The sequence below is a fragment of the Rhizobium rhizoryzae genome, assembly GCF_011046895.1.
Lineage (GTDB): Bacteria > Pseudomonadota > Alphaproteobacteria > Rhizobiales > Rhizobiaceae > Neorhizobium > Neorhizobium rhizoryzae.
Window position 1 is genome coordinate 1,855,996 of sequence record NZ_CP049250.1, and the last position, 25,682, is coordinate 1,881,677.

25 protein-coding genes are annotated in these 25,682 nt (G+C 59.2%); 6 read left to right on the forward strand and 19 right to left on the reverse strand.

The window, feature by feature from the left end:
* Nucleotides 1–219: 219 nt before the first annotated feature.
* Nucleotides 220–447: a helix-turn-helix domain-containing protein gene (locus tag G6N80_RS14880; protein WP_062555570.1), complete on the reverse strand. Its 228-nt coding sequence runs from the start codon at nucleotides 445–447 to the stop codon at nucleotides 220–222.
* Between the two features lie 356 nt (nucleotides 448–803).
* On the opposite strand from G6N80_RS14880, the gene G6N80_RS14885 reads away from it, so the two are divergent.
* On the forward strand, nucleotides 804–1,634 hold the full coding sequence (locus G6N80_RS14885) for a universal stress protein (protein WP_165134878.1): 831 nt from the start codon (nucleotides 804–806) through the stop codon (nucleotides 1,632–1,634).
* Here the strand turns inward: G6N80_RS14885 and G6N80_RS14890 are convergent, their stop codons facing one another.
* The 6 genes from G6N80_RS14890 to G6N80_RS14915 all read right to left on the reverse strand — a co-directional run bounded on the left by G6N80_RS14890 (nucleotide 1,635) and on the right by G6N80_RS14915 (nucleotide 7,759).
* Nucleotides 1,635–2,474, reverse strand: coding sequence for a GNAT family N-acetyltransferase (locus G6N80_RS14890; protein WP_062555568.1), 840 nt, complete (start codon nucleotides 2,472–2,474; stop codon nucleotides 1,635–1,637).
* Nucleotides 2,471–3,214, reverse strand: a complete 744-nt coding sequence (locus tag G6N80_RS14895; RefSeq protein WP_165134881.1) for an aspartate/glutamate racemase family protein — start codon at nucleotides 3,212–3,214, stop codon at nucleotides 2,471–2,473. Before G6N80_RS14895 ends, G6N80_RS14890 begins: the two co-directional genes overlap by 4 nt.
* Nucleotides 3,214–4,032, reverse strand: a complete 819-nt coding sequence (locus G6N80_RS14900) for an ABC transporter permease (RefSeq protein WP_062555566.1) — start codon at nucleotides 4,030–4,032, stop codon at nucleotides 3,214–3,216. Before G6N80_RS14900 ends, G6N80_RS14895 begins: the two co-directional genes overlap by 1 nt.
* A 1-nt stretch (nucleotide 4,033) precedes the next feature.
* Nucleotides 4,034–4,939 carry an ABC transporter permease gene (locus G6N80_RS14905; RefSeq protein WP_062555565.1) on the reverse strand — a complete coding sequence of 302 codons (906 nt, stop codon included), beginning with the start codon at nucleotides 4,937–4,939 and terminating at the stop codon, nucleotides 4,034–4,036.
* 394 nt (nucleotides 4,940–5,333) lie between these two features.
* Nucleotides 5,334–6,623, reverse strand: coding sequence for an ABC transporter substrate-binding protein (locus tag G6N80_RS14910; protein WP_165134884.1), 1,290 nt, complete (start codon nucleotides 6,621–6,623; stop codon nucleotides 5,334–5,336).
* A gap of 50 nt (nucleotides 6,624–6,673) precedes the next feature.
* Complete coding sequence (locus tag G6N80_RS14915; protein ID WP_062555563.1) at nucleotides 6,674–7,759, reverse strand: ABC transporter ATP-binding protein; 1,086 nt, start codon at nucleotides 7,757–7,759, stop codon at nucleotides 6,674–6,676.
* Nucleotides 7,760–8,014: 255 nt separating this feature from the next.
* Between G6N80_RS14915 and G6N80_RS14920 the strand changes: the two genes are divergently transcribed.
* A complete protein-coding gene (locus G6N80_RS14920) occupies nucleotides 8,015–8,725 on the forward strand; it encodes a GntR family transcriptional regulator (RefSeq protein WP_062555950.1) in 711 nt (236 codons plus the stop codon).
* 129 nt (nucleotides 8,726–8,854) lie between these two features.
* On the opposite strand, the gene G6N80_RS23505 is transcribed toward G6N80_RS14920, so the two are convergent.
* Entirely contained in the window at nucleotides 8,855–10,675 is a 1,821-nt protein-coding gene (locus G6N80_RS23505) for a methyl-accepting chemotaxis protein (protein WP_062555562.1), read from the reverse strand.
* A gap of 336 nt (nucleotides 10,676–11,011) precedes the next feature.
* Here G6N80_RS23505 and G6N80_RS14930 point away from each other — a divergent pair, with 336 nt between their 5' ends.
* Entirely contained in the window at nucleotides 11,012–11,302 is a 291-nt protein-coding gene (locus G6N80_RS14930) for a hypothetical protein (protein WP_376748564.1), read from the forward strand.
* 56 nt (nucleotides 11,303–11,358) lie between these two features.
* Here the strand turns inward: G6N80_RS14930 and G6N80_RS14935 are convergent, their stop codons facing one another.
* Genes G6N80_RS14935 through G6N80_RS14955 form a run of 5 tightly spaced genes read right to left on the reverse strand, consistent with a single transcriptional unit; the run spans nucleotide 11,359 to nucleotide 15,858 of the window.
* On the reverse strand, nucleotides 11,359–12,216 hold the full coding sequence (locus G6N80_RS14935; RefSeq protein ID WP_165134887.1) for a glycerophosphodiester phosphodiesterase: 858 nt from the start codon (nucleotides 12,214–12,216) through the stop codon (nucleotides 11,359–11,361).
* Nucleotides 12,217–12,237: 21 nt separating this feature from the next.
* A complete protein-coding gene (locus G6N80_RS14940; protein WP_165134890.1) occupies nucleotides 12,238–12,996 on the reverse strand; it encodes an iron ABC transporter ATP-binding protein in 759 nt (252 codons plus the stop codon).
* Nucleotides 12,993–13,946 carry an iron chelate uptake ABC transporter family permease subunit gene (locus G6N80_RS14945; protein ID WP_165134893.1) on the reverse strand — a complete coding sequence of 318 codons (954 nt, stop codon included), beginning with the start codon at nucleotides 13,944–13,946 and terminating at the stop codon, nucleotides 12,993–12,995. Before G6N80_RS14945 ends, G6N80_RS14940 begins: the two co-directional genes overlap by 4 nt.
* Nucleotides 13,936–14,895 carry an ABC transporter permease gene (locus G6N80_RS14950; RefSeq protein WP_165134896.1) on the reverse strand — a complete coding sequence of 320 codons (960 nt, stop codon included), beginning with the start codon at nucleotides 14,893–14,895 and terminating at the stop codon, nucleotides 13,936–13,938. Before G6N80_RS14950 ends, G6N80_RS14945 begins: the two co-directional genes overlap by 11 nt.
* A 48-nt stretch (nucleotides 14,896–14,943) precedes the next feature.
* Nucleotides 14,944–15,858 (reverse strand): siderophore ABC transporter substrate-binding protein, encoded by a 915-nt coding sequence (locus tag G6N80_RS14955; protein WP_062555556.1) that lies wholly within the window; start codon nucleotides 15,856–15,858, stop codon nucleotides 14,944–14,946.
* Nucleotides 15,859–16,022: 164 nt separating this feature from the next.
* On the opposite strand from G6N80_RS14955, the gene G6N80_RS14960 reads away from it, so the two are divergent.
* From G6N80_RS14960 to G6N80_RS14970, 3 genes are all read left to right on the forward strand, one after another.
* Entirely contained in the window at nucleotides 16,023–16,958 is a 936-nt protein-coding gene (locus G6N80_RS14960; RefSeq protein ID WP_165134899.1) for an alpha/beta hydrolase, read from the forward strand.
* Nucleotides 16,959–17,083: 125 nt separating this feature from the next.
* Nucleotides 17,084–17,671 carry a DedA family protein gene (locus G6N80_RS14965; RefSeq protein WP_246251414.1) on the forward strand — a complete coding sequence of 196 codons (588 nt, stop codon included), beginning with the start codon at nucleotides 17,084–17,086 and terminating at the stop codon, nucleotides 17,669–17,671.
* A gap of 132 nt (nucleotides 17,672–17,803) precedes the next feature.
* Nucleotides 17,804–18,616 carry an SDR family oxidoreductase gene (locus G6N80_RS14970; RefSeq protein WP_062555949.1) on the forward strand — a complete coding sequence of 271 codons (813 nt, stop codon included), beginning with the start codon at nucleotides 17,804–17,806 and terminating at the stop codon, nucleotides 18,614–18,616.
* A 46-nt stretch (nucleotides 18,617–18,662) separates the two neighbouring features.
* Here the strand turns inward: G6N80_RS14970 and G6N80_RS14975 are convergent, their stop codons facing one another.
* The 6 genes from G6N80_RS14975 to G6N80_RS15000 all read right to left on the reverse strand — a co-directional run bounded on the left by G6N80_RS14975 (nucleotide 18,663) and on the right by G6N80_RS15000 (nucleotide 25,533).
* Nucleotides 18,663–18,947, reverse strand: a complete 285-nt coding sequence (locus G6N80_RS14975) for a hypothetical protein (protein ID WP_062555553.1) — start codon at nucleotides 18,945–18,947, stop codon at nucleotides 18,663–18,665.
* The gene (locus tag G6N80_RS14980) at nucleotides 18,944–20,296 is read right to left on the reverse strand and encodes an NAD(P)/FAD-dependent oxidoreductase (protein WP_082547238.1); all 1,353 of its coding nucleotides are present in this window, start codon (nucleotides 20,294–20,296) and stop codon (nucleotides 18,944–18,946) included. Before G6N80_RS14980 ends, G6N80_RS14975 begins: the two co-directional genes overlap by 4 nt.
* A 497-nt stretch (nucleotides 20,297–20,793) precedes the next feature.
* Entirely contained in the window at nucleotides 20,794–23,472 is a 2,679-nt protein-coding gene (gene treY / locus G6N80_RS14985) for a malto-oligosyltrehalose synthase (protein ID WP_165134908.1), read from the reverse strand.
* Between the two features lie 102 nt (nucleotides 23,473–23,574).
* Nucleotides 23,575–24,336: a metallophosphoesterase family protein gene (locus G6N80_RS14990; protein ID WP_246251415.1), complete on the reverse strand. Its 762-nt coding sequence runs from the start codon at nucleotides 24,334–24,336 to the stop codon at nucleotides 23,575–23,577.
* On the reverse strand, nucleotides 24,333–25,163 hold the full coding sequence (locus tag G6N80_RS14995; RefSeq protein WP_082547267.1) for a nucleotidyltransferase family protein: 831 nt from the start codon (nucleotides 25,161–25,163) through the stop codon (nucleotides 24,333–24,335). The genes G6N80_RS14990 and G6N80_RS14995 overlap by 4 nt, the downstream gene beginning before the upstream one ends.
* A 100-nt stretch (nucleotides 25,164–25,263) precedes the next feature.
* Nucleotides 25,264–25,533 carry a hypothetical protein gene (locus tag G6N80_RS15000; protein WP_165134914.1) on the reverse strand — a complete coding sequence of 90 codons (270 nt, stop codon included), beginning with the start codon at nucleotides 25,531–25,533 and terminating at the stop codon, nucleotides 25,264–25,266.
* Between the last annotated feature and the right edge of the window lie 149 nt (nucleotides 25,534–25,682).

Consider the following 25,682-nt stretch of genomic DNA (forward strand, 5'->3'; position numbering starts at 1 on the left):
TTATTGCGCATTCTGCGCGCAATTCCGTAAATTCGTGCGTGTTTATGTATTTTAGCGAAATGTTTCAGGCCTGAGACTTGCACAGAAGCCTCGGAGAAGAATGGCGAATTCGCTTATGATGATGACTGTAACTAAGCTCGGTTCAGAAATAGAACGAGCGGGACATAGCCCGCTCGACAGTGATCAAATTTTCGTGAAATCGTTTTTCAAGGGACGATTTTAGTGATCGCTGGAAATGCCTTGCAGCTGGAGGGCAGCAGCTACCCGCTTCAGTCGGGCAGGATCTACATCCTTTCCGTCTTCCAGAGCGGAGAGTTCGCTGACTGTTAATCCGGTGGTGATCGCCATATCGTCGAGGCTATAACCTGCTGCTTTGCGCGCGGTGGCGATTGTCTCGGCAATGGAAATTGCACGGTTATTTTCGAAATTGGTTTGAGAGATCGTCATGAATACTCCTTCGGTAGTGCCGATCTTGTTCGGCAAATGGGGCAGGATAGCCCTCGTGTCAGTCCTAAAGGATGCGGCGCCGGTCACGGACCGTTACGCGGCGTCACATAAGTAGTCTCTAAAATTCATCAGGCCAAGCAAAAATATGGCCCGCTCGTGACGAGAGCGTGAACCTCAAGACGCAACAGTGGCCAAATGGTTCCCGCCAGCCCATGAAATTTCCGATTCGGACTGTTGCTCAGCTTCACTTGATGAAGATCAATTTGTCGCAATCCGGCGCGTGTAAGATAGGCACATCAGCTGGGACATGTGGGGGCGGCAGGCCCTTGGATCCCGGCGCTGCAAGGGAGTATGTCATGTCGTTCAAGACCATTCTTTCCGTTATTGGAAATCGCGACCAGGAAACGGATCTCGCCAAGGCGATTGAACTGGCGCTGCAAATGGACGCCCATCTTACGGTTCTCGTGATGGACATCGCCATCACACCGACGCTCAGCGACTACCCGGTTGGCACTGTATGGCTCGATCAGCGTGTCGAGGACATGAAAGCGCTGCAGTCCACTGCCGATAAAGCCAGGAATTCCCTCGATATTGCCAATATCCCCTACGATATCGAGCACTTCTATACCGAGCGACCTTTTGCGGCGGATGTTATCTATCGGCATGCCCTTTACGCCGATCTCGTGCTTCTCGGTGAAAAGACGCGTGAAAATTCGGCCCTTCTCTCTGCTGTCGTGGATGGTGCAGTCTTCGAAGCGCAGCGTCCGCTGCTCTTGACGTCGGCGACGGACAAGCCTGCCGCCAAGGTTCGCAAAGTGCTGCTTGCCTGGAACTCAAGGCCGGAAGCGGGCCGTGCGGCGCGAGAGGCCATGGACCTCCTGCGGCATGCGGAGGCGGTTCATCTCGTTGTGGTCGATCCGGATGCCACCTATCTCGCCAATGGCGGGGAGCCGGGCGCCGACATGGCGGCCTATCTCGCGCGCCACGGAGTGAATGTGGTGGTGGATCAACTGCCGAGCGGCGGGCGCCGCGTGCAGGACGTTCTCAACAGTCACGCGCTTGAGGTCGGTGCCGATCTGATCGTCATGGGGGCCTATGGGCATTCACGGCTGCGCGAGCGTGTTTTCGGTGGTGTTACGCAGTCGATGGTGGAGGAATGCGAGGTTCCGGTGCTGATCGCTCGTTGATCAGCCCAGTTCCAGCGTGGTGACACCGAAAGCGAGGCGTTCTTCCAGGCGGGGAGGAACGCCTCTATACATTCTTGCCGTGGTAAAGCCTTGCGTGAAGCCAAGCCCCTGAAGGTATTCACCAAATGCCGATTGGTCTTCAGGCACGTCTATATGGATCGGTGCGCCCGGCGCCAGTTGAGCCAGCGCCGCGAAGAGATGAAGCGCTTCCTCGGTCGTTTCGGCAAAAAGCGGTCCGATCTTGAAACCCTGATGGCAGGCACGGAGCACCCCGTAGCCGGAGAGCCTGCCGCGCGTTACGATTCCTAAGGCCTGATGCGGAGGGGCGATCCATGCGCCCAGAAACGCAGTTCGCTCTTCGGGAAAGGCGCGTCGGTCGAATTGCGCAATCTCTGTGAAGGCCGACGGATCAAGCGCGATTACCTTTGGCGAGACGATGGTATTCCTATCGAAAGACCCGCTCCAGCGTATCGTATTGTATCGGGTCTCAAAGCCCATGCGCGCATAATTGGCTTGCTGCTGCGGCACCCCATCCAGTCCCACCGTCCGGCCTTCGAGATAGGCCATGCCGTGATCCCACACGCGTCGGCCCAGGCCCTTCCCGCGAAAATCCGGATGGCTGATGTAGAGACCGATGAAGCCGAATGTCTCGCCATAGCGCACGGCAGAGATCGCCGAGGCAAGCTTTCCGTCGACGAAACAGCCGAAGAAGCCGTTCGGATCGGCGGCGAAAAAGGGCTCGGCATCATCAAGGCCGGGGTTCCATCCTTCTGCCTTTGCCCAGTCCAGCAGGGTGTGCAGGTCGGAAAGGTTCAGATTGCGGATGTGCGGCTCGCTCATGCCAGCATCGCTTCCGGGGCAAAAGAGGCCAGAGCGCCGAGATAGGGTTTGGGGATCGGTGGTGCATAGGCGCCGATCTTCGACGTGGTGAGACCAAGCGAGATGAGACATTCCGCCTGCTTCACGGCTGCGGCCACGCCGTCGATTACCGGCACGCCGAACTCCTTGCGCAGATCCGCCGTCAGGTCCGCCATGCCTGCGCATCCCAGAACGATGGCTTCGGCCCTATCGTCGCGCAGTGCCATTTCCATCTGCTGGCACAGTCTGGCGCGGGCATTGGAGGAGGGCTCTTCCAGAGAGAGAACCGGGATATCGGCGGCCCGCACCTTTGTGCGTCCCGCCATGCCGTAGCGATGGACGAGATGTTCGAGTGGCAGGCGCGAGCGCTCCATTGTCGTGACGATCGTAATGCGTTGGGCGATGAAGGAGGCGGCGGCGAGCGCCGCCTCGCAGATGCCGATGACCGGAATGTTCGCCAAGGCGCGGGCGGCATCCAGCCCCGTATCGTCGAAACAGGAGATGATGGCCGCTTGCGCGCCAGATCTTTCACCCGCTGCGATTTCCATCAGCAGGCCGGGAATGGCAAGCGCTTCGTCATAGTAGCCTTCGATCGATACCGGCCCCATGGACGATGTGACTGCGACGACCTCGGTGCCGTGGGCTGCAACCAGCCTCGCGGCATGGGCTGCCGTCGCAGTCATGCTGGCTGTGGTGTTTGGATTGACGAGCAGGATCTTCATCAGCCGCGTGTCCTGCGGCGGTTGAGAAGGGCGATCAGACCGAGTGTTCCGGCAATCACGAGGAAAGAGAAAACGGTTGTCACGGTGCCGAGCGCATAAAGAACCGGCGTCGTGACGTTGGTCGTCATACCATAAATCTCCAGCGGCAGCGTATTGTAGGTGCCGGATGTCATCAGCGTTCGTGCAAACTCGTCATAGGAGAGCGTGAAGCCGAACAGGCCGACACCGACCAGCGATGGCGCGATCATCGGCAAAACTACATAGCGGAATGTCTGCCAGGAGGTTGCGCCCAGATCTCGCGCCGCTTCTTCGTAAGAGGGCGAGAAGCGGTTGAACACGGCGAACATGATCAGCACGCCGAACGGCAGGGTCCAGGTCAGGTGCGCGCCGAAGGCCGAAGAGAACCACGCGGGCTGTACGCCTGCCTGCTGAAACATGACGCCAATCCCGAGCGAGATGATGATCGACGGGACCACAAGGCTGGCGATGGACAAATAGAAGAGCGCGGTTGCGCCGATGAATTTTCGGCGAAAGGCAAGGCCTGCCAGAAGCGACACCAGAACCGTGACGGCCATGACCATCAGGCCAAGCGCCGCCGAGCGCCGGAAGGAGCCGCCGAAATCGCCCACGGCCTGGGTTTCCAGCAAGTTCGCGAACCAGTGCAGTGAGACGCCGTTCAACGGAAAGGTGAGCCCGCCGTTCTCGCCCTGAAACGAGAGGATGACGATGGCCGATAGTGGCCCGTAGAGAAACAGCACGAAGATCGCGAAGAATAAGGCCAGGATATAGAACTCGCGGGAGCGTTTGTCTGCATACATCTCAAAGCTCCTTGCGAATATCGACGATGCGCAGAATGCCTGCGACCATGGAAAGGACGAGGATCAGCAGAACCACTGCATTGGCCGCCGCCGCCGGATATTGCAGCAGGGACATCTGGTTCTTCATCATCAGCGCCACGGATGCACTCTGTCCGCCGGACATGACCTGAACGGTCGAGAAATCCGCCATCACCAGCGTAACCACGAAAATGGTGCCGATGGCCATGCCGGGTTTGGCGAGTGGAATGATGACATTCGTCAGCACCTGCCAGCTTGTGGCGCCTGCATCGCGGGCTGCTTCCACCAGCGATTTATCGATGCGCATCAACGTATTGAAAATCGGCGTCACCATGAAGAGCGTGTAGAGATGCACCATGGCCAGCACGACAGCGAAATCCGAATAGAGCAGCCATTCGACGGGTTCGGATACGAGGCCGGAATTGACGAGGCCGGAATTGATCAACCCGTTTCGCCCGAGAACCGGGATCCAGGAAATCATGCGGATGATGTTCGAGGTGAGGAACGGTACGGTACACACCAGGAACAGCACCATCTGCATCGCCGTGGTTCTGATGTGGAATGCCAGGAAATAGGCGACCCAGAAGCCGATGAACAGTGTAATGGCCCAGACAAGGACCGCGAATTTCAAGGTATTAAGGTAAGTCTTCCAGGTAACCCAGGAACCGAGAGTCTCGACATAGTTCATGGTGAGAAAGTCGGGATACATCTGGGCGAAGTCATAGTCCCAGAAGCTGACCACGAGGATCATCAGAAGCGGAAGCGCAAGGAAGACGCCGAGAATGACCGTGAGCGGCGCGGCCTGCAGATAGGCGGCAAGCTTCGGCGAGATGCGGATGTTCCGCTTCGGCTTCGGCTCTCCAACGCCTATGAAACGTACTGTTGCCATGGGGAGGTTGATCCTTTCCGCTACACCTGATCCTTCAATTCTCAAGGTGGATGTGGCTCACCCCCCTCTGTCCTGCCGGACATCTCCCCCTCAAGGGGGGAGATCGACTCGTGGCGCCGCCTCTAAAGAGCGTCGCGATCCTTCAGATTCGCTCCTGACGCTTTAAGTCTTTGTTTTACCGCATGTCGTTGCCGCAAAACCGCAGCACACTTTTGCGCGCCATGCTTAGACCCTACAGCCCTCGAACAAGTCGGGATCCCCGCTCGCATAGTAATGGCGCGAGCGAGTAACCATTCTGCCGATCTCCCCCGCTTCAAGGGGGAGATGCCTGGCAAGGCAGAGGGGGGCGTAGGCCCCAGTCTCTGCCCCAGAGGCCGGGAGGGCTTTGTTGCCCTTACGCCGCGATGAATTCGTTCCAGCGGCGAACCATGTAGCGGTCTTCGTCCATGACGGAGTTCCAGCAGGCGACCTTGCCCATGCGGTCCTCGAACGAGCCGCCATCGCGCACGGCACCGGCCTTTTCCATGACCTTGCCTTCCGGCGAGAGAATGTCGCCCTTGGCGGCCTTGCCTTCGATCCAGTAGCCCCACTCGTCGTCGGTCATGAACTTCTTTGCCGTATCCATGCAGGCGGAATAGTAGCCCTGACGGTTGAGATAGCCGCCCACCCAGCCGGAGGTGTACCAGTTGATGTATTCATAAGCCGCGTCGAGCTGCGCGCCCTTCAGATGGGCGGCAAGGCCCAGACCGCCGCCCCACGAACGGTAACCTTCCTTCAGCGGCTGGTATTTGCAGGCAATGCCCTTGGAGCGGACGGCGGCAACCGCAGGCGACCACATGGACTGGATGACCACTTCGCCGGACGCCATCAGGTTTACTGATTCATCGAAGCTCTTCCAGAAGGCGCGGAACTGTCCGGCCTTCTTCATTTCAATGAGGAAGGCGATGGTCTTGTCGATCTCTTCCTTCGTCATGTTGCCCTTGTCGGCATATTTGATCTTGCCGGAGGCTTCCATGATCATTGCCGCATCCATGATGCCGATGGACGGGATGTTGAGGATGGAGGTCTTGCCCTTGAAGGCTGGATCGAGAATGTCCGCCCAGGTGGTGATTTCGCGACCGACGAGGTCCGGACGAATGCCAAGCGTATCGGCATTGTAGATGGTCGGCATCATGGTGAACCATTCGGTTTCGCTCTTGGCGAAGGTCTTGGTGCCGGGCTTCTCGACATAGCCGACCGTGTGTGGCGCGGTGCCCTGCGCAATCACGCTATCGGGCTTCAGCTTGCCATTCTTGAACAGCGGAACGACCTTGTCATAGTATTTCAGCTTCTTGACATCCATGGGCTGGATGACGCCTGCCGGATAGACCTTCTTCAGGATCCAGTATTCGATATCGGCGATATCGTAGGAATTCGGCTGCGTCACGGCGCGCTGGGCGGCGGCGTCGCTGTCGGTTGCCGTCATTTCCAGCGTGATGCCGAGGTCCTTCTTGCACTGTTCGGCAATGGCGTTGATGTTGGAAACGCCGGTGCCGAACTGGCGCAGCGTGATCTTGCTCTGCGCCCAGATGGTCGGAAAACCGGTGATGGCGCCGGAACCGGCAGCAAGGCCTGCGGCGGCGGATGCGGTTTTCAGAAGGCTGCGGCGGGTCAGGCCCGAAGGCTTGTTCGTCTTGTCGGTCATGCCATGTTCCTCTCTGGTTTTTATTGTGCTGGTATTTGTTGCGCTGCTTGTTATTGAGCCTTTCCGAGGACGATCACGTCCCCGGCATCCCAGGACAGCTGAATGGCTTCGCCAACCTTGATCGGTTGTTCGAAGAACTCTCTGTCGCTGATGATTGCAGTGAACTCCTCGATCCCAGCGCCGGTGGCGGTGAGCTTCACGGAGGAGCCACGATATTCGATGTTGGAGACGCTGCCGGTGAAGCCCAGCCCATCCTGCGCGGCCTTGCCGATCTGCACACGGTCGGTGCGGATGGCGATGTCGACCGGGTCGCCTTCTGGTATGCCGCAAGCCGGGGCGCTGAATGTACCGCCCGCCGGAACCGTGAGAGAAAGACCCAACGGTGTCGACGACGTCGCGCGCCCGGAGATTACGTTATGGTCGCCCATGAAGCGGGCGACGAAGGCCGTCGCCGGTCGTTCGAACACCGTGCGCGGCGCGGCTGCCTGCTCGATGCGGCCATCGTTCATGACGACGATGATATCCGCCAGCGCCATGGCCTCTTCCTGGCTGTGGGTTACGTGCACGAAGGTGATGCCGAGCGAGGTCTGCAGCTTTTTCAGTTCGGCGCGCATGCGGATCTTCAGGAAGGGATCGAGCGCCGAAAGTGGTTCGTCCAGCAGCAGGGCTTCCGGATCGGTGATCAGCGCACGGGCAAGCGCCACGCGTTGCTGCTGGCCGCCAGACAGTTGCGCGGGACGGCGGCTGGCATAGGGCTCAAGCTGCATCAGCTTCAGCATATCCAGCGCCTTGGCGCGGCGCGTCTCCTTGTCCACGCCCTTCATCTTCATCGAGAAGGCGACATTGTCGACCAGATCGAGATGCGGAAACAGGGCATAGGACTGGAACATCATGGCGGTGCCGCGCTCGGCAGGGGCAAGATCCGTGACATTCTTGTTGCCGAGAAGAATATCGCCACCTGATACGCTTTCGTGGCCCGCAATCATGCGCAAGGTTGACGTCTTGCCGCAACCGGAAGGGCCAAGAAGGCAGCAGTAACTTCCAGCCGGAATCTTCAGGCTGATGGCATGAACTGCGGTTGTGTTTCCGTAGATCTTGGAAACCGACGCAATTTCTATCTCGGCTGCTTTGCTCATGCACGTCTCCTTCAAGATGAGACTTTCAATGCATGGTTCGTGCCAAGTTCATTCCCGGGGCGTTTCCGAAGCTCCGAAAGCAAGGTTCTGTTAATTTGTGCACTGCACGCACAATGAAGGAGCACGCCGTGCTCAAAATTTTTGCGATCGTATACGATGCAATGGCTTTATTGTATTCGATGCATCATTCAAACCGAACGCGCTTTCCTTTGCGCCGAATCTCAGGGTACAGTCTGGCAGAAACCGGATCCCGCCATGCAGATCAGCGACAAGATTTCTCCCTTCGATATTGCCCCGGACGATCGGGCCTTGGCCATTCGGGATGCCCTGCGCAATGCTATTGTCGACCGCCGTCTGGCGCCTGGGACCAAGCTTTCGGAAAGTGAAGTCGGCACGCTGTTCGAGGCCAGCCGCACCGTGGTGCGCGCCTCTCTTCAAATGCTCGCCTTCGAGGGTCTGGTAAAGACGGAACGAAACCGGGGTGCTTTTGTATCCAATCCGACGCCGGATGAGGCGCGTCAGGTCTTCGCCTCGCGACGCCTGCTGGAGCCCGGTATTGTTCTTGCTGCGGTGGAGCGCATCACGTCCGCCGATCTGGAGCGCTTTCGCCGGCATCTGGAGGAGGAAACGCGCTACATGAACCAGCGGGGACCCGTGGCCCGCCGCGCGGAGATCAAGGCATCCGGCGATTTCCACCTGATGCTGGCCGAGGTCTCTGGCAATGCCATTCTGCAAAGGTTCATGGACGAACTGGTGGCGCGCTCGTCACTTGTGATTGCGCTTTATGGAAATACAGGCGTTTCGCGTTGCGGCCACAATGAGCATGCCGATATTCTGGAGGCGCTGGAAGCGCGCGATGCGGCACGGGCGAGCGCCATCATGCTGCATCACATAGACCATATCGAAGCGGATCTGGATCTGCGCGTGCGTGATGGTTTGGCTTTGAAGGACGCGCTCGATATCTGACGTTTTAACTCTTTGTTTTATCGCATGTCGTTTTCACAAAACCGCTGCACATTTTTAGCTACGACCCTAAGCTCTTCATGAAAAAAGGGCCTCCGTGAGGAAGCCCTTTCATTCGGTATGCGGGGGATATCAGGCGGCGCGGCTGTAGCCTTGCCTTTGCTGTCCAGCCTGGGGCAGGCGGAACTGGCCGAGCAACTGGATCAGCGCGTTCGCATCTGCCGAGAGGTTGTGCGAGGTTGCCGTCGCCTCTTCCACCATGGCCGCATTCTGCTGGGTGCCCTGATCGATGGAGTTGACGGCAGTGTTCACTTCCTGCAGGCCGGTAGACTGTTCGCGATAGGCTTCGGCAATTGCCTGAACGTTGGATGTGATCTGCTGAACCTGCTGGACGATGCCTTCCAGTGCCTTGCCGGTATCGCCGACCAGCGACACGCCGCGGGCGACATGTTCGCTGGAGGCCTGGATCAGATCCTTGATTTCCTTTGCGGCCTTCGCGGAGCGCTGGGCTAGTTCGCGCACTTCCTGTGCCACGACCGCAAAACCCTTGCCAGCCTCGCCAGCGCGTGCCGCTTCAACGCCTGCGTTCAAGGCCAGGAGGTTGGTCTGGAAGGCGATCTCGTCGATGACGCCAATAATGTTGGAAATCTCCCCGGACGAGGTTTCAATGGCCTGCATCGCGTCCACGGCAGAGCGAACCACGCTGCCAGACTTGCGTGCATCCTCGCCGGTTGCTGTCACGAGGCGACGTGTTTCCTCGGCACGCTTTGCACCATCGCGAACCGTCGTCGTGATTTCCTCAAGCGCGGCAGCTGTCTGCTCGATGGACGCTGCCTGCTGTTCCGTGCGACGCGCAAGATCATCGCTGGAGGAGCGGATCTCGTTGGCGCCGGCCGTGATCGCATTGGCATTGCCGCCGACCAATTGCATGGCCTCAGCCATCTTTTCCAGCGAATGGTTGAAATCGGTGCGCAAGCCGTCGAGCTTTGGCGAGAACGGACGCGTGATGCGGAAGGAAAGGTCGCCGTCTGCCAGGGCCTTCAAGCCGGATGCGAGCGACTGCACGACATCCGCCAGCACGCCTGCTTCCTCAGCCCTGATGGCTTCATTGGCGACACGCTCCGCTTCCGTCTGGCTGCGGGCTTCCTCTGCACGCTGTTCAAGCTGGATGCGCTCCAGCGAATTCATGCGGAACACTTCGACAGTTTTTGCCATGGCGCCGATCTCGTCACCACGATCGATGCCGTCGATGGGTGCGGCTGCCTCACCGGCTGCGAGCGACGACATGCGATTGCGAAGCTTTTCCATTGGCTGTGTGATGCCTGCATGGCTGACATATACCGCCACGCCAATCATTGCGAGGATGCCAAGCGACATGACGATCATGCTGGTGTTAATCACGGCATCGGTGTCACTCGAAATCTGCTTGCCACCGGTTTCGACAAGATTGGTCAGGTTCGTGTTGTTGGCACCGGACTTCTCGGAGAAGGTCTGCGAAAGCTTGTCCAGTCCCCGAACCAGAGCCAGCGCTTCATCCGTCTTGCCCGCTTCCTTCGCCGCAACAACCTTATCGTACTGAGCCTTGAACTGGTCCATCAGACCCTGAAGTTCGGCCACCGCTGGCTGGGTCGCGGGAACGGATTTGGAAATGTCGACCAGCTTCTGACGAGCGCCGTCGAGGTTGCGCACGAAAGCTGCCTTTGCCTCATCATAGGCCGGAGTGCCCGGCTCGTTCAGCGCCACGCGGGAGATCGCATTGACTGCCGTCCACATGCCTGCCGAGGAGCGCGCGCCCAGGACGGCCGATGATGCCTTTTGTGCGATGAAATCGGCATAGCGGTCGTTCACGTCATCGAACCGGTTGCTGAGGTAGAGCATGCCTGCCAGCGCAAACAAGCCGAAGAAGAGGATAAGCGAGACGATCTTGGTTCGGATTGAAAGGCTGCTCAGCATGGTAAACCTTTATATTTGAGACGTGACGTTGAATACGCGTTTCATATTCAAAACCGCTAAAACAGAAGACGCTTCATCTTCTCGTTGTGTTTCAAGAAGTTGTGCAGTGGAAATGGTTAAGTGATGGTGTAATTATTCCTGATGATGCGAATAAATCGATTTACCAAGAATTGGGCGAAGGCTGGACTGTTGTGTTCCATCCGAAGCGGTTATCTTCTTGGAACCGGTTGGCGCGTTCGGCGTTCTTGCCGGGATGATATTCGATTGATGTGCTCGAAAGGCGCACAAGGAGGAAAGATGTTTAAGGCGATCCAGGCAGCCGGAGTGGCGCTTACCATGGCAGCAGCAGCCGTCGTCAGTTCAGTCCCGGCAGGGGCGCAGGACCTTGAATTGCGCATCGGCCCCGATGGCGTTCGCCCCGTCATTCGCGATAATGATCGCCGTGGCCCTCCGCCGCCGCGCCGTGGCTGTGACGAGCGTCAGGCCCGTGCAGCCGCTCGTGAGGCAGGTCTGCGGGACCCGGAAGTGGTTCGTGTAACCCCCGGCCGTGTGATCGTGGAAGGCTACACGCGCCGTGGACTGGAGCGCATTACCTTCGCCAACGAGCGCGGTTGCCCGGAAATCTGATCCGCTAAATTACCCAAAGATCTGCAAGAGCCCGCCACCCGGCGGGTTCTTTGCGTTTATGTTCTGCAGCGGGCAAGCCATGCGTGTTCCGTTGCCGGAGCTTCATCGGTAGTGATCTGGTCTGGCTTCAGGCTGACCAGTGTCGAGAATCGCTGCCATTCGTCATCCGAAAAGCCTTCAGCACGATCCGCGATGTTGAAGGTCCAGGCGTCGACGGTCTTGCCGAGAGCGTGGCAAAGGCCGATGAGATCGAGGCCCGCCGCATGGCCTTCAAGGATCAGCGGCCAGGAGAGGTAGATCATCTTCGGCTCGGTTGGTCCCAGACAGTCGGCGCGCAATTCTGCTTCGACCGCTGAAGGGCCTTTCTGACGCAGGAGTGCCAGCAGTTTATTGGTCGGGTCAATGCCGCGCTGTGCGTCGGGCAGGCGGGTCTTGATCGCTTCGATCAGATCGAGGTCAGCACCGCTGACGATCATGAACCGGCCCAGGCCCGCGAAGGTTCGAGCCAGATGATTGAGACCCTTTTCGCCAATCGTCTTCAGGTCGTCCTTCATGTCGAATTGGAGCAGCGCCTCCGGGTGAGCCGTCTGCATCAACCCCGCCAGATCTTCCGAGAGAATGGGCAGGGTTCCGCCGGACTTCATGGACAGTCCTCTGATCGTCGCCGCATCAGCCTTGCAAACCGGCCCGTAACCCGTCGTTTCGCCTTCGAGGTCACTGTCGTGCAGAACGACAAAGCCGCCATCGCCGCGCACCCGCAGGTCCAGCTCCATGGAGGCGCCGACGCGAAAACCCTCCGCCATGGTTGCGGCCGAGAAGAGCGGGGCATCCAGCGCAAGGCGCAGGCGATGCCATTTCAGCCGTATGCGATGCCCGTCGTGGAAAATGTCGAGACCGGGCGTATCATTCGGCATGGCGGGTTCCGTCAGAAGACATCAGGTGAAATAGGTTGCGATCCGGTGCCCATCAAGGTCATGGACGGCAAAGTCCGTAGCATAGATCGATGACAGGATCTCGGGTCGCACGATATCGTCCGGTGTTCCCTGAAGAAACAGTTTGCCATCGCGCATGACGACGATGTGATCCGCATAGCAGGAGGCGAAGTTGATGTCATGCAGGACCACGACTACGGTCTTGGCGAAATCCTTTGCGGCCCCCTTCAGAAGCTTCATCATGCCGACCGCATGGCGGATGTCGAGATTGTTCAGCGGCTCATCGAACAGCATGTAATCCGTATCCTGACACAGCACCATCGCAACGAAAGCGCGCTGGCGCTGGCCACCGGACAGTTCATCCAGATAGCGTTCGGAGAGATCACTCAGACCAAGATAGCCGAGCGCCCGTTCCACATGGCCTTGATCCTCCCGCGTCGGGCGGCCCTTGGAATAGGGGTAGCGGCCAAAGGTCACGAGATCGCGCACCGTCAGGCGGGCGACCATGTGATTGTCCTGCCGCAGAAAGGCCAGACGACGTGCCAGCGCATCGCCCGGTGTGCGGGCGACATCCAGTCCGTCCACCATCACCTGTCCGGAATCCATGGGCAGAAGGCGGGCCACCATGGAGAGCAGCGTCGATTTGCCCGCACCGTTCGGACCGATGATGGCGGTCAGCCCACCCTTCGGCAGCGTAAGGGAAACGCCATCGACAACGACGGTGGAACCATAGGTTTTGCTGACATCACGGATCTCGATCATCGGATTGCTCCTCTGAGCAGAAAGAGAATGAAGAACAGGCCACCGGCAAACTCGATGATGATGGAGAGTGCGCTGTTAAAGGCGAACACGCGTTCCAGAAGGGTCTGTCCGCCCACCAGCGTGATGATGGCCAGCAGGCAGGCCGCCGGAATGACGTGGCGATGCTTGGCGGACGGCATGATGATGTAAGCGAGGTTTGCGACCAGCAGACCGAAGAAAGTGGCAGGCCCCACCAGCGCCGTCGAGACGCAAACGAGGACCGATACCAGAAGCAGGATCACGAGGGTCTGCCGCTGGTGGTCCACGCCCAGCGAGATTGCGGTCTCGCGTCCCAGCGCCATGACATCGAAGCTGTGCCCGATCCGCCAGGCGATAGCCGAGACAAGGCCGACCAGCAGGAAAGAAACACCCAGTAACTGGCTGTCGATGGAATTGAAGCTGGCGAACAGGCGATCCTGAAGAACGAGGAAATCATTCGGATCGATGATCCGCTGCAGAAATCCGGAGAGGCTGCGGAACAGGATGCCGAGCACGACGCCCGCCAGCATCAACAGGTGCAGGCTCTTCAGCGCCCCGGAAAACAAAAGGCGAAAAAGAATGAGCGAAAAGCCCATCATGACGGTGACTTCGATCAGGAAGAGCAGGCGTGCATCGAGCCCCGAAATAAAGGCGGCCCCGAAGACCAGCACCAGCAGGGTTTGCAGCAGGCCGTAAAGCGCATCGAAGCCCATGATCGATGGTGTCAGGATGCGGTTGTTGGTGATGGTCTGGAAGAGAACGGTGGAGAGCGCGATGGCATAGCCTACCAGCACCATGCCCAGAAGCTTCGTGCCGCGGAAGGAGAGGATGAAGCTCCAGCTGCCGCGTGCGCCGATGGTCATGAAACCGATTGCCGCCGCCAGCGCGATCAGCGCCAGAATTGCCAGGATCGCCAGAGAGTTACGCCGCACGGCTCTGCCTCCTGAAGAGGAGGAACAGGAAGAAGGCGCTTCCCAGCACGCCCAGCACCGCGCCCACTGGCACTTCGAAGGGCCAGACAACGATGCGACCAATGATATCGCAGGCCAGCACAAGTCCCGCGCCGAGGATCGCCGTCCAGGGCAGGGTGCGGCGCAGGCTGTCGCCCATGATCATGCTGATGACATTCGGCACGATGAGTCCGAGGAAGGGAATAACGCCCGCCGTGACGACGACGCAGGCCGTGACCATGGAAACGATGATGAGCCCCAGCATCATGATGCGGCGATAATTCAGCCCGAGATTGGTGGCAAACTCCTCGCCCAATCCGGCAAGCGTGAAGCGGTCGGCTGCCACATAGGCGGCTATCGTCATGACGAGCGAGAGCCAGAGGATTTCGTAGCGTCCGCGAAGCACAGAGGAGAAGTCGCCACTTTCGAAGGCGGCGAGCGATTGCATGAGGTTCAGGCGATAGGCGATGAAGGCGGCAACCGAATAGATCACGCCTCCCAGCATCAGTCCCACCAGCGGCACCATGATGACCGAGCGCAGCGGAATGCGACGCAGGATGGCGAGGAAAAGGGCGGTTCCAAGCAGAGCAAACCCGGCGGCGAAGGCCATTTTACCCATTACGGGCATGTTGGGTGAGATGATCAGCGCAATCAGCATGCCGAGGCTGGCGGATTCCACCGTGCCTGCGGTGGAGGGTTCGACGAACCGGTTTCGCGCCAGCATCTGCATCAGCGTGCCACAGACGGCGAGGCCCGAGCCGGCGAGAACGAGCGCCAGCGTGCGGGGAAGGCGGCTTGCCAGAAGCACCAGCACGGCCTTCTCGTCTGCCTCACCGCTCAACAGGGCAAGCGGGGAGATGTCACTCACGCCGAAGAACAGGCTGGTGATGCCGAGACAGAGAAGGGCGATGAGGGCAAGTGTCAGGCGCATGGGCTTATGAGAAGCAGGCGGCACACCGAGGGCGCGCCGCCCATCGGCTCAGGGCTTTGCGAGCGCGGTGTTCAACTGGTCCACCGTGTTCTGAAGCGCGGTCAGGCCGCCACCCACCACATAGAGCGACAGGCCGTCGAGATAGACGACATGCCCCTTCTGCCAGGCGGTGGTGCGGCGCACGATGTCATTGTCCAGAAGCTTGGAGGCCGCTTCGCCCTTGTTGCCGATCGAGGCATCGCGGTCGATGACGAACAGCCAGTCCGGGTTCTTTTCCAGAATGTACTCATAGGAAATCGGCTGCCCGTGATTGTCTGCCTTGATCGTGGCATCGGCGGGCGTCATGCCGTAGTCGGAAAACAGGACGCCGAAACGGGAGCCTGGACCATAGGTGCTCATCTTGCCGCCGGTCGTCAGCACCAGCAGGCCCTTGCCGGCATTCTTCGTCTTCTGCTTCAACTCGGCGGTCGAGGAATTCAGCTTTTCGATGAGTCGGTTAGCTTCGCTTTCCTTATTGAACACTTTAGCCAGTGTTCGGATATTCGCTTCCGATTGCTTCAGGAAGTCATTGCCGTCGACGGAGAGATCCACGGTCGGAGCAATCGCGGATAACTCCTTGAATTTCGAGGCGGAACGGGCCGTTACGATAATCAGGTCCGGCTGAAGCTCGGCAATTGCCTCGTAATCCGGTTCGAACAGCGTGCCGACCTTGGGCACAGGGCCGATTACGTATTTCTGCAGGTAATCGGGCATCAGCGCCTTCGGCACGCCTGCCACGGGAACGCCCAGCGCATCCATCGTATCGAGGGCGGCGAGATCGAAGGTCACCACTTTCTTTGGGGTTTCGGCAAGCTTCGTCTCGCCCTGTGCGTGGCGAATGGTGATGTCAGCCGCCAGGGCCTGAGAGGCACCGAGTGCCAGCGCAGCGGAAAGAGCAAATTTGCGAACCGTCGAGAGCAACATGGGGACTGATCCTTGGCACCCATCCGGTGAGGCCTGAAAAAGGCCATCCACCGGCGTTTATAAGTTGAGAAGCTGAGTTCACTTATTTAAAGCAGTGTAACTCCGTCAAGAATTATATGCCGCAACCGATCACAACCCCGGGAAATCACCATGCACTGTCCCTGATGTCTGTTGAAAAGCGAGGAACCATGCTCCCCGTCGCGCTCGCCCGCCGTTCTGTTCTCACCGGATTGCCATTGCTGATCATGTCGACTGTGACAAAGCCAAGCCTGACCTATGCCCAGATGCGGGTCGCGGAAACGACGCTGGATATCTTCACGCAAGATGTGCCAACGCATCGTCTCGACAATCGCGCCGTAACGCTTTCGAACGGGCGCAGTTTTCGCATCTTCCGGGCGATACCCAAGACAGCCGCACCTCCTCCGGGCTTTCCCATCCTGTATCTGCTGGATGGAAACGCGATCTTTGATGACCTGACTGTGGAACTGCTGGCCCGGGCCCCCGGGCTCATCGTCATCGGCCTTGGCTATGATACGCCGCGCAAGTTCGCCATGGCGGAGCGTACGCTGGACTATACACCGCCAAGAACCGGCGAGGGGCCGCAGCCGGACCCGCTGCGACCGGAGCGGAGGATCGGCGGCGCCTTCGAGTTCCTGCCGCTTTTGACCGGCGACTTGCGTAGCCTGTCGGAAGAGGGGCTGGTGGTCGATCCCAGCCGCCGGGCGCTCGGTGGGCACTCGTTCGGTGGGTTGATGACGTTGATCACTCTCTATCGGCAGCCGGACGCCTTCAGTGCCTATGCGCCGATCAGCCCCTCGCTCTGGTGGGCCATGGAGCCGATGGAACGGCTGGAGCGGCTGGCCGACTGGAACCTCAAGAGCAGCAAACGCCTGTTCATATCTCTTGGCGACAAGGAACAGCGCTCAAACGACAAAGGACCGCCGCCGACAGGACCTGCAACGGAAACCATGGATCTCATCCGGCGGCTTTCATCAGTGCCGCAGCTTTCCGTGTCATCGCGTGTGCTGGAAGGCCATGTCCATGGCGCGACGCTTCTGGGTGCCTTGCCCCAAATTCTTGATTGGGCACGCACAGCCTGAGTCGATCACGCATCTTGCCGTATCTGCCGCGATGATGCCGAAAACCGGTACGCCCATCCTGCCGTAGTGTGGGATGGGTAAGGCAACGGGCCGGTGATCGGAGCGGCGAGACTGGAATGGGCGCAATGTCGGAGTTGATGCAGCAATATGGTGCGTGGGTTTATGTGATCCTCTTCCTCTATTGTGCGCTCAAAAGCGGTAGCCTGCCACTTCTCGCAGGCTACGCAGCCCAGGCACAGCTCCTCGACCTGTCCCTTGTCCTCGGGGTCACTTTTGCGGGCGGCTATCTGGGGGATGAAGCGCGCTTCCTAGCCGCCCGGCGCTATGGCATCGCCTGGGTGACGCGGTATCCGCTCTTTCGCAAGCCGATGGCTATCTCCAATGCGCTCATCCAACGCTATGGAAAAGCATACATCTTTCTCTATCGCTATCCCAAAGGCATGCGGACCATCGGGGCGCTTCCCGTCGGGCTTGGGACGATGTCCTGGCCTGCCTTCACACTCTGCAATGCGGCATCCGCATTGGTCTGGACTCTCTGTCTCGTGATGGTTGGGTTCGTGTTCGGCAGGCAGGTCGAGCAAGCCGCACTGGCTGGCTGGGGTTTCGCCAGTGTCATTCTGCTTGTCGTCATGGTCGCGGGCATCGCCTTTGCCTGGTGGCGTATCAATCGGTTCCCCATCTCCAATTATGAAGACGGACGCAACTTCTCATAGCCCCTCAGGACTGGAACATCGCGGCCACCCCCGAGTTGAACCTCCGACCTCAATCGGACACGCCAACACAAAAGGTGAGACTTCATGAACCAGAACCATCCCACGCCGCCGTTCCCGCAGGAAAAGATCGAGATGCCGGGGCTGACGCGCCAGATGCAGCCGGTGCCGGATCATGGCGAGAATTCTTACAAGGGTTCCGGCCGCCTGCAAGGCATGAAGGCAGTGGTGACCGGCGCCGATAGCGGGATCGGGCGCGCCGTTGCCATCGCCTATGCGCGGGAAGGCGCGGATGTGCTGATCTCCTATCTCAATGAAGATGAGGATGCGCAGGAAACCAAACGGTTGGTGGAAGAGGCTGGTCGCAAGGCTGTGCTGGTCTCGGGTGATCTGCAATCGGCGGATCATTGCCGCAAGATCATCGAGACGGCTGTTCGCGAGTTGGGAGGCATCGACATCCTCGTCAACAATGCCGCGCATCAGGCCACCTTCTCCGATATCGACGAGATCCCCGACGAGGAATGGGAACTGACCTTCAAGGTCAACATCCACGCCATGTTCTATCTGACGAAAGCTGCCGTGAAGCACATGAAGCCCGGCTCGGCCATCGTGAACACGACCTCGATCAATGCGGATAGTCCAAACCCTTCGCTTCTGGCCTATGCCACGACGAAGGGCGCGATCCAGAACTTTACGGCAGGTCTTGCGCAGATGCTGGCGGAAAAGGGTATCCGCGCCAATGCGGTTGCGCCGGGACCGATCTGGACGCCGCTCATTCCCTCGACGCTTCCCGAAGACTCCGTCAAGAACTTCGGCAAGCAGGTGCCGATGAAGCGACCGGGTCAACCGGCAGAGCTGGCAACCGCCTATGTCATGCTGGCAGACCCGCTGTCTTCCTATGTCTCGGGCGCTACGATTGCCGTCACAGGCGGCAAGCCGATTATTTGAACTCGATCAGGTGCGCCCGGTCTTCCGGGCGTACCTGTGCCAGACACTATCGTTGCTGGCCAACATGCCGCGCAAGCTCTTCGAAGCTTGGATGGACACCCTTTTCGGCTGCCTCGTTTGCCACGGACAAGAGACGGATCGGAAAGGCAACTGCCTTCGAATGGGAAGGTGAAACGTTATGCGCGTTAGGATCATTGATCACCGCACGTTCCACCTCGGCCAGTGTTTCCCGGATCTCTTCGTGCGTCAGCAATTGCTTCTCGACCAGAAGCCGGTTGATGGCGGCCAAGGCCATATAGAGACCTTCCAGTTGCGGGTTTGCCGTATTCATGTCTCGCTCCTGTGTGTCGTGGCAGGCAATCCGGTTGCTGCGTTTTCGTCAATGAGACGGGCGCCCCTCTGCCTCGTCACGTAGCGCCATAGCCATTGGACCGTGACCAGCAGGCGTTTTTCGAAATTGACGAGCAGAAAAACATGGACAATTGCCCAGAGCAGCCAGGCAAGCCGCCCTTTCAGGCGACGATTGCCGAAATCGAAAATGGCGGCGTGGCGTCCTATGACCGCAGTGTTTCCGCGATTGTGAAAATGAAACGGCTCTGAAGGCCTGCCGTCGAGCAATTGTTCGCGCAAAGCCTTGCCCAGATATTCGCCCTGCTGCTTCGCCACCTGAGCGAGGGCGGGAAGCGGCTTGCCCTCATCATCGATGCGAAGCGCGGTATCGCCTAGTGCGTAGATGCCTTTCGTTCCTTCGACCTGCAGATCGGGACCAACTGGAATGCGTCCGCCCATCTTCGCCTCCAGCCCCAGCCACTTGTGAGCTGGCGATGCCTTGACGCCCGCACCCCACAGGATATTGCCCGCCGGAATGGTGCCGCCGGAGGTCTGAACGCTGCCTCGCGTGATGTTTTCAACACGTACACCGGTGCGAATGTCGACGCCGAGCTTCGCAAGCTCATGCCATGCATAATCCGTCAGCTCGTCGGGAAAGGCCGCTAGGATCTTCGGTCCGGCCTCGATCAGGATCACGCGGAAATCCTCCGGGGCAAGTTTTCGAAAGTCCCGGGTGATCATATAGCGGCCCAGTTCCGCGATGGCGCCTGCCAGCTCGACGCCTGTCGGGCCGCCACCAATGATGACGCTGGTGAGGAGCGCTTTCTTCTCCGTGGCATCTTGCGAGAGTTCGGCTCGCTCGAAGGAGAGCAGAAGCCTTTGCCGGATCAGCCGCGCCTCGTGGATTGTCTTCAATCCGGGCGCGACGGCGCGCCATTCGTCATGGCCGAAATAATTGTATTCGGAACCGGTCGCGATGATCAGGTGATCGTAGGCAACCGGAGCGCCGTCCTCCAGAAGGACGTGCCGGGCCGTCTGGTCCACGCCGGTGACCTCCGCAAGCATCACCCTGATATTCTTGTATCGACCCAGCGTGCGCCGGATTGGTTCGGCAATATCGGCGGGAGAAAGGGCGGCAGTCGCAACCTGATAGAGCAGCGGCTGGAAAAGGTTGTGATTGCGTCGATCAATGACCGTCACCTCAAGCACGGTATTGCCAAGCTCTCGTGCGACCGCCAATCCGCCAAACCCTGCCCCAATGATGACGATCCGGGTCGGACGCCCGACAACCGTCGGAGGGGTTTCCTGCGGCCCTCTCTGGAGAACCGAGGTATCCGGGTGAAAGCTCATTCGACATCCTCTTGGTACGGGCTGACATGCTTGGCACACGGTCTTTGCATGCCGCTTCGAAAGCATCCGCTCAACCAGCCGCTGGCTGGAAGGTTCCCGCACAGGTCTTGGAACCTTTTGCTGCCCTTGCCGTTGATGATGCGAAACGCAAGGGAGCTTGGGAAAAATGAACAGCATCGTCTGGCTCGTGGGAGCCGTCGTTATCGTAATTGCGGTCCTGAACCTGATCGGTCTTTCCTGATCACACGCGCCATCCGGGCGCCCATTCTCGTCATTCTTCAAACCCTGGAGGGAAACATGAACAGCATCGTTTGGCTCGTCGGAGCCGTTGTCATCGTTCTGGCCGTTCTGTCGTTCGTCGGCATCGCCTGAATTGAACGCAAGCAAATTTCAAAAAGCGCTGGTTGGAAACAACCGGCGCTTTTTGCTGTTCAGGACATTCGTCAAGAGAAATCCCTCCCCGGTCGGGGGAGGGGTCGGGTAGCGTGGTCGTGGCCTCAAGCCTTGCCGAGAAGCACCGCGTAGGGGCGCTCGGAGAAAACATCGTCCAGCATCAGGCGCTCGCCCGGTTCGAAACCTCTGCCCGAAAACACATCTTCCAGACCACCGTCGAAGCGCAAATCGCGCAGGGACACGCCGGTTCCGTACCAGAATTCGGCGGAAGGCAGAGCGTTCATTCCCTGTATGCCTGCCAGCACAAAGCGCGGGGCAATGACGAGGAGTGTCTGTTTGCCGAGCTTTCGAGCGAAGGCCACGGCGTGATCCCGCTTTTCTCCGGCAATGGTCAGCGGTGTATAGTCGCCGTGCCAGAAGAGATCCGGATTCTGCTGGCGCAGTTTCAGCAGTGTTGCAATGAGATGCTGCTTCAGATGGCCTGTCAGCCAGGTTTCAGTGTCTGCAGCGTCCGGCGTATGATCGAGCATGTCCTGCAATCGATCATAGTCGGGCATGCGACGATTGTCAGGATCGACAAGGCTGAGATCCATGGTTTCGCTGCCCTGATAGATGTCAGGGACCCCCGGAGCCGTGAGCTTGATCAAGGTTTGCGTGACGGAGTTGACGGCCCCTGCCAGCATGACGGGACGCATGCGGTTGAGGAAATCTTCACGGAAGGCCAGCGTTTCCGGAGCAAGCAGACGGGAGGCATAGGCCAGCACTGCCTTCTCATAGCCTGCATTCTGGTTGTTCCAGCTGGTCTTGAGCTTCGCTTCCCGCAATGATTTTTCGACGTAAGGCAGGAAACGCTCCTCGAGTGCTTTCAACCCCTCGGCGTGTCCTGGATCAAGATCATGCGGCCAGACACCGACGAGGGCCTGTAGCAACAGCCATTCAACTTCCGGCTCCGGAGCGGCTCCGTCGTTCAGTTGAACGAGGCCGACAGAATTCTTCTCGCGCCAGTCGTTGATGGCAGCGGCGAACCCGTCCGGTTGTTCCGTCAGAGCGTAAAGGCGTGCGCGGGCATCTTCGCCCCGCTTCGTATCGTGTGTCGTGCTGGCGGAAAGTCCTTCCGGCTGCTGGGCCTGGCGCAGTTTCATGTCTGCATGAAAGTTCTGCAGGCTGAAGCTGCGGGGCAGAGGTTCTGCGCCGACTTCGTTGAGGGCAAGCACCGGGTTGAGGCGGAAGAACAAAGTGTCCTCGATGGACTTTGCCATCAGCGGACCCGTGAGTTGCTGGAAGCGTGTCCTGAAGACGGCAGCTCTTGCTTCCGATGTCTGGTCGACATCTCCGATCAGAATTCGGGCAATCATCGACAGAGCCTCAGCATCCGGTGGTTCTTTGCCGTCCCGAACCTTGGTCAGAACCTCGCTCAGTCGCTGACGGTCCGCGGGCTCCAGACCAATCGCATGGCCATAGGTTCTGTAGATCGGGAAAGCGATCAGCAGCTCGCGAAGTGCATGTGAAAATGCCGCGTCATCCAGTGCAGCGCTGCCCTGTCCCTGATGCGTCTGTGCAATCTCCAGCCCCGTGGTGACCAGAGTCCGGAACTCGCCTTCGAAGTTGACATCCGCCATTAGCCCCTTGGCCTTGCGGATTTCCTGCTCCACGTCGATCGGCTGACCGGCAAGCTCCGCGTAGCTCCGCCGCATGGTCTCCAACCCGGAGGGCTCAATCAGGACATCAGACACGGAGGAGATGAATTCATAGCCGGTGGTGCCGGAAATAGGCCATTTCGCCGGAAGGCTTTCTCCGTGAGCCAGGATTTTCTCCACCAGCAGCGTGCATTTGGGACCAACTTCATCCCGCAGGCGCGCGAGATAGCGACCGGGATCCGCCAGACCGTCCACATGGTCGATGCGCAGGCCGTCTACCTGTCCGTTTTTCACCAGTTCCAGCGTCAGGCGGTGGCTTTCAAGGAAAACCTCCTCGTCTTCGACACGCAGTCCCGCGAGCCCTGTAATTTCGAAGAACCGGCGATAGCTGAGGTCGCGCGGCGCATCACGCCAGGACATCAGGCGATAGGGCTGCGCCTCATGCAGGCTGGCAAGGAACGTCTTGTCGGATGCCAATTGCGCGAGGGACGCGTTCAGACGTTCTGCTTGCTCGGCACTCAAAAGGCTGCGCACCGACTGGTGGAATGCGTCTTCCTCTTCGGGCTTTGCATCCCGTGCAAGCGCGATCAGGGCATCCGCCTGAGGGTGGTCGATACTGCCGAGCGCCAAGGCATAGGTAGAGGGGGCAATCGGATAGTGGCTCTCGAAATAGCCAAGTGCGAGGCAGCCCTGTTCTGCGTCGTAGAGCAGGGTGATATCACCGGCGTCGAGCACCTGTTGAAAGTCGTCGCCCAGAAAGGGAAGGGTCAGCCTGCGCATCCAGTTGACGTCGAAGAAGTGGCTGAAGCGGCTGTCCTTGCCCCATTCCACGATGCTGCGCCACCAAGGGTTTTCGAGAGCGGATGCCATATGGTTCGGGACGATGTCGATGATGAGGCCAAGGCCCGCCTCCTTCAAGGCAGCACTCAGCCGGTCAAAGCCTTCGCGCCCGCCGATTTCGGGCTCGATCTCGTTGCAATCGGCGACGTCATAGCCGTGAGTAGAGCCCTTGGCGGCGGTGAATACAGGAGAGGCATACAGATGGCTGATGCCAAGGTCGCGCAGGTAAGGAACAAGCTCGACAGCCTTGTCGAAGGTCATGCCATTGCGGAACTGGATCCGGTAGGTGGATGTAGGGATCGTCAAGCTTGATGCGCCTCCGACGCGGGGTCTGATACTGATGCCGAGCCATCGAAACGTCAGTCAGGGCAAGCAGTTCCCGCGCTGCAACCGAATTACTGGCCGCGCTCAAAGCTCGATGATGGCGTAGGGCTTTCCGTTCGGCTTCTCGATGTGGGCCGCCACATTGTAGACGGGCGCGCCGCCCGGGGTTTTCCCCTCGAAGCGGCCGCGATGGGCGTGGCCGTGCACAACGGCACTCACGGGAAAACGGTCAATGGTTTCTGCAAGTCGTGAGGAACCCAGGAACGGGTAGATCTCCTTCGGCTCACCCTCCACTGTTTCCGGGATGGGGGCGTAATGGAGAACGACCATGGCGCGTTCGGACCGCACCTGGCGCAATGCGTTTTCCAGGCGCATGGTTTCTTCCACGCTTTCGGCGACCATGGCCTTGATCGCGGGTTCACCGAAGCTGCCCAACATGTGGCGCCCGAACCCGCCTGCAAAGCCCTTTACGCCGGCAAAGCCAACACCGTGAATCTCGACCGCCTGACCTTCCAGAAGGTGAACGCCAGCCCCTTTCAGAATACTACGAACCTCGTCCACGGCCCCGCATTCGAAATCATGGTTCCCCAGCACCGCCACCATTGGAATGGTGCAGGCCCGCAGATCAGCGGCCAGCAGTTCCGCTTCGGCCTTCTTGCCGAGGTCTGTCAGATCGCCCGCCATGACAAGAATGTCGGCCTCGGTGGAAATTTCCGTGAAGAGATCCTTGTAGGAGACGGACCCCGTTTCCTTGACGTGCAGATCGGCGACGGCGGCAATCCGGACCTTGGCGGGGGCCGCCTTTGTATTCGTTTCTGCCTTTCGGCTCTGGGTCGGTTTCGTCACAGCAAAGCCCCTTCCTGTTCCTGCCTCAACTCGCCTTCGCCGCCCACATCGGCGAAGCCCCATTCCTTCACGTCGATCTCGAAATCGATGCGCGAGAACATGCGGCCGCGGCATATCTTCATCTGCGGCAGGGGCAATTGGCGTTGCGCGGCAAGGCGTTCCAGCAATTCATCGAGCAGCCAGTCCGGCACCTTGTCTCGCTCGGTTGGATAGATCCAGCGGAAGTTCAGAAGGTGCATCAGGAGCACCTCCCAATGCACTTCCATGTGGCCCAGCAGGCGGCGCCAGTCGATCTGGTCGTGCGCCCGCAGGATGACGTGGACCACATCGGCGCCGTCATAGCGGTGGCGCAACTGGACGAAGCATTTCGACCAGATGAGTTCGGTCGGAGCCACCACGCGCACCTTATGGCCATTGAAATCCATCTGACGCGCGTTTTCGAACCATGCGTCACCAATGGGCATCGTCCCGTTCGATCCGGCAAAGATCACGTCGAAGAAATGCTCGCCCTGCTTGACCTTCCCAAGCCAACGGTCGTCCTCGACTTCAATGTCGAAGCCCTTGCTCTTGAAATGGGCGAGAATGCGATTGAAATCACCCGCCTTGCAGAAGATATCGAGATCCTTGGTCGGACGGGAAATGCCCGTATAGGCGCTGACGGCGTAGGTGCCGGCCAACAGGAACGGAATGTGGGAGGAGGCAAGCTCCTCTACCGACAGCGCCACAAAATCCTGAGCATCTGCGGTTGCCAATGTGGGCGCCGCGCGTGCCTGAATATGCGGCACACCCTCCAGGTTCGGGTCGGCTGGCCGTGGCGTTGGGCTCATGTCGCGGTCAGTCGGGTCGTTCATGAATGATCCTCCGTTGGTCGCGGAAGAACACCGGTCGCGGCATCTGGTTCCGCCGCGCCGGTTTGTGCATCAGATTTCAACGCTCGGGATTGTCGGCGTTGGCCATGGGGCTCGGGCGACCATCCGAGGCGTCCGTGTCGACGCGTTCGTCAAGATCTTCGAGATCGCTTTTCACGAGATAGGTATCGCCGCCGCCGAGGCGCGATGCTTCCATCACTGCCTTGTGGTTCGTTGTGTCAGGCTGCGTGTGAAGCGCATCTTCTGCACGTTCGCGGCCTTCCTGTTCAAACCGGCGCGAGCCTTCATCCGTCATCTTGTCACGGGCTGTCATGTTGTCGTTGTCCATGGCTGTTTCCTTCGCTCTTGACGGCTGCGCCATCGCAGCCTTTGGCGAGACAACCCGGCGGGGCGCGATTGGGTTCCTCCTGGGCGTAACCAAAAGCAACGGAACCTGACGTCTGAATTTCCGTTCGAACCGCATTGGACCTCGACCAA

Bases quoted from the DNA above. Each gene is read 5' to 3' on its own strand.
- G6N80_RS14880 (WP_062555570.1), bottom strand. From the start codon at position 447: ATGACGATCTCTCAAACCAATTTCGAAAATAACCGTGCAATTTCCATT.
- G6N80_RS14885 (WP_165134878.1), top strand. From the start codon at position 804: ATGTCGTTCAAGACCATTCTTTCCGTTATTGGAAATCGCGACCAGGAA.
- G6N80_RS14890 (WP_062555568.1), bottom strand. From the start codon at position 2,474: ATGAGCGAGCCGCACATCCGCAATCTGAACCTTTCCGACCTGCACACC.
- G6N80_RS14895 (WP_165134881.1), bottom strand. From the start codon at position 3,214: ATGAAGATCCTGCTCGTCAATCCAAACACCACAGCCAGCATGACTGCG.
- G6N80_RS14900 (WP_062555566.1), bottom strand. From the start codon at position 4,032: ATGTATGCAGACAAACGCTCCCGCGAGTTCTATATCCTGGCCTTATTC.
- G6N80_RS14905 (WP_062555565.1), bottom strand. From the start codon at position 4,939: ATGGCAACAGTACGTTTCATAGGCGTTGGAGAGCCGAAGCCGAAGCGG.
- G6N80_RS14910 (WP_165134884.1), bottom strand. From the start codon at position 6,623: ATGACCGACAAGACGAACAAGCCTTCGGGCCTGACCCGCCGCAGCCTT.
- G6N80_RS14915 (WP_062555563.1), bottom strand. From the start codon at position 7,759: ATGAGCAAAGCAGCCGAGATAGAAATTGCGTCGGTTTCCAAGATCTAC.
- G6N80_RS14920 (WP_062555950.1), top strand. From the start codon at position 8,015: ATGCAGATCAGCGACAAGATTTCTCCCTTCGATATTGCCCCGGACGAT.
- G6N80_RS23505 (WP_062555562.1), bottom strand. From the start codon at position 10,675: ATGCTGAGCAGCCTTTCAATCCGAACCAAGATCGTCTCGCTTATCCTC.
- G6N80_RS14930 (WP_376748564.1), top strand. From the start codon at position 11,012: ATGGCAGCAGCAGCCGTCGTCAGTTCAGTCCCGGCAGGGGCGCAGGAC.
- G6N80_RS14935 (WP_165134887.1), bottom strand. From the start codon at position 12,216: ATGCCGAATGATACGCCCGGTCTCGACATTTTCCACGACGGGCATCGC.
- G6N80_RS14940 (WP_165134890.1), bottom strand. From the start codon at position 12,996: ATGATCGAGATCCGTGATGTCAGCAAAACCTATGGTTCCACCGTCGTT.
- G6N80_RS14950 (WP_165134896.1), bottom strand. From the start codon at position 14,895: ATGCGCCTGACACTTGCCCTCATCGCCCTTCTCTGTCTCGGCATCACC.
- G6N80_RS14955 (WP_062555556.1), bottom strand. From the start codon at position 15,858: ATGTTGCTCTCGACGGTTCGCAAATTTGCTCTTTCCGCTGCGCTGGCA.
- G6N80_RS14960 (WP_165134899.1), top strand. From the start codon at position 16,023: ATGTCTGTTGAAAAGCGAGGAACCATGCTCCCCGTCGCGCTCGCCCGC.
- G6N80_RS14965 (WP_246251414.1), top strand. From the start codon at position 17,084: ATGTCGGAGTTGATGCAGCAATATGGTGCGTGGGTTTATGTGATCCTC.
- G6N80_RS14970 (WP_062555949.1), top strand. From the start codon at position 17,804: ATGCCGGGGCTGACGCGCCAGATGCAGCCGGTGCCGGATCATGGCGAG.
- G6N80_RS14975 (WP_062555553.1), bottom strand. From the start codon at position 18,947: ATGAATACGGCAAACCCGCAACTGGAAGGTCTCTATATGGCCTTGGCC.
- G6N80_RS14980 (WP_082547238.1), bottom strand. From the start codon at position 20,296: ATGAGCTTTCACCCGGATACCTCGGTTCTCCAGAGAGGGCCGCAGGAA.
- G6N80_RS14995 (WP_082547267.1), bottom strand. From the start codon at position 25,163: ATGAGCCCAACGCCACGGCCAGCCGACCCGAACCTGGAGGGTGTGCCG.
- G6N80_RS15000 (WP_165134914.1), bottom strand. From the start codon at position 25,533: ATGGACAACGACAACATGACAGCCCGTGACAAGATGACGGATGAAGGC.